Origin of the sequence: Paracoccus aerius (genome assembly GCF_014656455.1) — a bacterium.
GTDB classification, from domain to species: domain Bacteria; phylum Pseudomonadota; class Alphaproteobacteria; order Rhodobacterales; family Rhodobacteraceae; genus Paracoccus; species Paracoccus aerius.
In genome coordinates this window covers 1-668 of sequence record NZ_BNCL01000099.1, presented here as the reverse complement: position 1 = coordinate 668, position 668 = coordinate 1, and the positions used below count along the sequence as shown (strand labels likewise).

Annotated in this window: 1 protein-coding gene; it reads right to left on the bottom strand. The window is 58.1% G+C overall.

The features are described from left to right. Positions 1-668 (bottom strand): DUF475 domain-containing protein (locus tag IE224_RS20875; protein ID WP_191313438.1); only part of this gene is annotated, 668 nt, incomplete at both ends.

Sequence of the window (668 nt, the reverse complement as noted above, 5' to 3'; positions counted from 1 at the left end):
AGTGCAATGATGGCATAGAAGGCGCCATGCTCCAGATAGCGGTATTGTGCCAACGTGCCCTTTTCCACCAGCATGATGGTTATGGACCGCACATACATTGCTCCGATACCCAGTCCGATGGCGATGATGAACAGGTTCTGGGTGAGCGCAAATGCCCCGATCACGCCGTCGAAGCTGAACGAGGCGTCCAGCACTTCCAAGTAGAGGAAGGCACCCAAGCCGCCCTTGGCGCCAGCGACCAAGGTCTCCTGGGTACTATCCAAAAGCCCGCCCAGGACCTCGACCAGCAGAAAGGTCAGCAAGCCCCAGATCGCGGACTTGAAGAAGATGTCCGACTCGGCCGGCTCAAGAAAGCTCGAGAAGATCAGGATCAGCGACAGCACCAGAGCGACCTCAATGCCCCGGATCGTCGCGTATTTCTGCATTTTAGCTTCAAGCCAACGCACCCAGTGGACGTCCTTTTCATGGTCGAAGAAGAAGGACAGGCCCACCATCATCAGGAAGGTGCCGCCAAAGGCCGCGATGGGGAGATGCGCGTCATGCATGATGCTCGCATATTCCTCAGGCTGTGCTGCGGCCAGCACCACTGCCTCCCATGGTCCGATCTTCGCGGCGACCACCACGATCAGCAGCGGGAAAACGATCCGCATGCCGAAGACGGCAATCAG